This is a genomic window from Faecalibacterium sp. Marseille-Q0746, assembly GCF_017377595.1.
Lineage (GTDB): Bacteria > Bacillota > Clostridia > Oscillospirales > Ruminococcaceae > Faecalibacterium > Faecalibacterium duncaniae.
This window is the reverse complement of the sequence record NZ_JAFREI010000044.1, coordinates 1-3,044: the sequence shown is the minus strand read 5'-3', so window position 1 is coordinate 3,044 and position 3,044 is coordinate 1. Positions and strand designations below refer to the sequence as shown.

Here is a 3,044-nt window from a genome sequence, read left to right as displayed (position 1 = left end):
TTGTAATTGAATTGTAATTCTTGAGACCAAATCTCCGCTTTTGAAAAAATCCTCTCAATAGGTAGGCAACGAAAACAGCCCAAAGACAACCATCTTTTTGAGAATTAACAAAAAGGTCACAAATGACCGGCTTTCAAAGAGGCGCTTCTACTATTAACAGAAAAAGTGGCCTAAAATGGGGGGTGTTGGAGAAAATTTCTGCCTTAAAAGTACGCCTCTACTCACTAGCCAGCGAGAATAGCCAAAAGCCAGCAAAAAACAAATGAATTATGTACTTCTGCCACTGATTGCAACGGCATATCGGTGACAGAAAGATCGTTTAGAGCGATTCTTCGCGGTTTGGGGTGGTAGAAATCGTTTTGTAGTTGGACTTTTTCTGCTGAAGCTGCTCCAGCTGTTTCAGCACCGATTCCTTCTCCGGGGGCTTGCCGCCCGGTGTGGAAAGCTGCTGCTTATTCAGCACCATGTCGATATACTTGCGGATATTTTTCAGGGCAGAGACATCCGGCTGCAAGGTTTCCAGTTTGGTACGCAGTTCTGCGCTGCCGGATTGCAGCGCAGAAAATTCGGCATCCAATGCCGAAAAATCTACCGCTGTGCTGCCGTTCAGTTTCATCAGAGTGCGGACAGCTTTATTAAAGGTGTCCAGCTCCTCTTTGTGCTGGGCGGCATAAGCGTCCTTGGTCAACTTGAAGTTCTTCTTGATAAAGGTGTCGTGGATGGGCTTCAGCTTGGCATGGGCGGCGGCAGCATCCTTGATCTGGGCGATTGCCCGCATACGGTTTTCGCTCTGCTTCAACTGCCTACGGAGAGGGGCGGCGGTCTGGTTCAGGTTAGAAATTGCGGTATCCAGATCCTCGATGGTGTTCAGAGAATGGGCTTTCAGATAGTCCACCGCCCGTTTGACTTCCTCAAAGTCTCGGACAGTGCATTTCAGTTTTGCCTTGCCAGACCAATCGCTGCGCTGCTCGTTGCGGAGGTTGAAGTAATCCACCAGCAGGTCGGACAGCATTGGCTCCTTGGCTTGTTCCAGTGCATCCAAAAGAATCTGCTTCTTTTCATTCAGGTCTGCGATCCAGCGTTGCAGCCCACGAATCGCACTGCGGATGGACTGCATCAGGCTATTGGCGGCGCGAATATCCCGGTTCAGGTTGCCGAGAAAAGTTTCCACTCCACGCTTTTCCATCTGGTGTGCGGCGGGACCGAGATGCACGGTCGGTATCTGCTGGATGCCCTGTCGCTCAAAGGAGCGCAGGTCAACACGTTCCGGGCGGCCAGCCGCTTCCAAATAGCGGTTGGTAATGGTCTCCCAGCCATGCCGCCAGACCTCGGCATACTTCTGGTCGTTCCAGTCCACCGTGTTTTCCTTGTGGCACTTCCAGTTGCCGGAAGCGAGCCGGATGCGCTCACCGTTCTCGTCAAGGTCGTACACCTTTCTGGCTTTCGGGAGCCACTTGCCGTGTTCATCTATTGCCCGGAGCGTCAGCAGAATGTGAGCGTGTGGGTTTCCATCTCCCTTGTCGTGGATGGCAAAGTCGGCAATCATCCCTTTGGAAACAAACTGCTCCTGACAAAACTCTTTTATCATGGACAAATACTGCTCCTTCGGCACCTCCACCGGGAACGCCAGCACGATGCGCCGGGCAAGCTGGGAGTTCCACTGGTTCTCCACAGCTTCTACGGCGTTCCAGAGGGTCGCCCGGTCTGCATATCCGGGCGGCGCATAGGATGGCAGCATGATCTCAGCGTGGACAAGCTCTTTCTTCTTGTTGTAGAATTTTGTTCTCTGGTCGTACTCGCTGAACAGCCGTTCGCCGCTTTGGTAAGCGGCCCCGGCAACAGCGGACTGCCCTTGGCTGCGCTTGACGATGGTAATTTTGAAATGCGGACACGGAATAGGCATCACCCCCAAACAAAAAGACCGCCCAGCAAGATTGCTCTTGGTGAACGGTCTGGAATTGTATTCGGTTTTGCTCGCCGCCTTAGAACGGAGTGCCATGCGCTTCGATCTCAGGCGGGAGCCGCAAAAGGATAGCTGCAAAGCAGCGCAAGGAAAATGCAGTTTTCCTTGGGATGGAATCGGGCTGGCGCACAAACGCCAGCTTCGATTTCATCGAGCCGTCTGCAAGACCGCAATTTCACCGGAACGGTGTATAATTGCGCCCTTTATTCTAAAGGGTTTTGGACGTTGCTGCGTTCGTGAACGTCATGCACCATCTTTGCAAGCGCCAGCACGACTTCAGGTTGACGGAACGAGATCTTCAACAGTTCCATCACCTGATCGTCGGTCAGTTCTCCCGGACAGACCAGAAAACTTTCCAGCATTCCGGCACGGGTGCAAAGACGATGCACACGCTCTCTCCGGTTCAGCTCCGACATCTGGCGTTCAAGGATTTTCTCCCGGTGCTGACAAGCGCGCAGCTTCTGCTCTGCTTTGGCTTTTTCGCTGCGGAGATAGGCAAGGTCGGTTTTGGGTTGGGTCAATGGCATCACGCTCCTTTACAGCATTAGTGACATCCGATATTTTTGTTGGTTCGTGGTACACTACACATAATCAATATGGATAATCTCTCGCTAAAACTGTCATAATCCATTGGAAAAGTGGCGAGCGAAAACATGGACGCTGTTACGATCATTTTCTTAAAGTAAACAGAAAGTAGAGAAGTAAATGAAGGACTCTACAAATCGTAGGTGGAAATAAATCGGAAAACGTGATATGGATTGAGACAGTTCAAGAGAAAGGACAATCGACATGGATAGTCAAAAATTTGGTACGTTCATCTCGGAATTAAGAAAGGAAAGGGGGTGGACACAACTGGAACTTGCACAAAAGCTAAATGTTACGGATAAAGCAGTTTCAAAATGGGAGCGGGGAGTTTCCCATAGTTAAAGATACCACACCAAATATGATGAACCAACGCTTATACACTACCAGCTATAATAAACCGCAAGGACAGCAATTTGATGATACTGCTGTCCTTTCTTTTATAAAATTGCAGTACACATAAAAAAGCTGTAAAATGATAAATATATTTGTCCTTGTA

Annotated in this window: 3 protein-coding genes; 1 reads left to right on the top strand and 2 read right to left on the bottom strand. The window is 49.9% G+C overall.

The window, feature by feature from the left end:
• Positions 1–319: 319 nt before the first annotated feature.
• A complete protein-coding gene (gene mobQ, locus J3351_RS13910) occupies positions 320–1,897 on the bottom strand; it encodes a MobQ family relaxase (RefSeq protein WP_374222259.1) in 1,578 nt (525 codons plus the stop codon).
• Between the two features lie 269 nt (positions 1,898–2,166).
• On the bottom strand, positions 2,167–2,490 hold the full coding sequence (locus J3351_RS13905) for a DUF3847 domain-containing protein (protein WP_112091956.1): 324 nt from the start codon (positions 2,488–2,490) through the stop codon (positions 2,167–2,169).
• 262 nt (positions 2,491–2,752) lie between these two features.
• Here J3351_RS13905 and J3351_RS13900 point away from each other — a divergent pair, with 262 nt between their 5' ends.
• Positions 2,753–2,890 carry a helix-turn-helix transcriptional regulator gene (locus J3351_RS13900; protein WP_081027757.1) on the top strand — a complete coding sequence of 46 codons (138 nt, stop codon included), beginning with the start codon at positions 2,753–2,755 and terminating at the stop codon, positions 2,888–2,890.
• Positions 2,891–3,044 lie beyond the last annotated feature (154 nt).

Excerpts from the sequence above, each read along its gene's own strand:
- J3351_RS13905 (WP_112091956.1), bottom strand. The coding sequence starts at position 2,490 with ATGCCATTGACCCAACCCAAAACCGACCTTGCCTATCTCCGCAGCGAA.
- J3351_RS13900 (WP_081027757.1), top strand. The coding sequence starts at position 2,753 with ATGGATAGTCAAAAATTTGGTACGTTCATCTCGGAATTAAGAAAGGAA.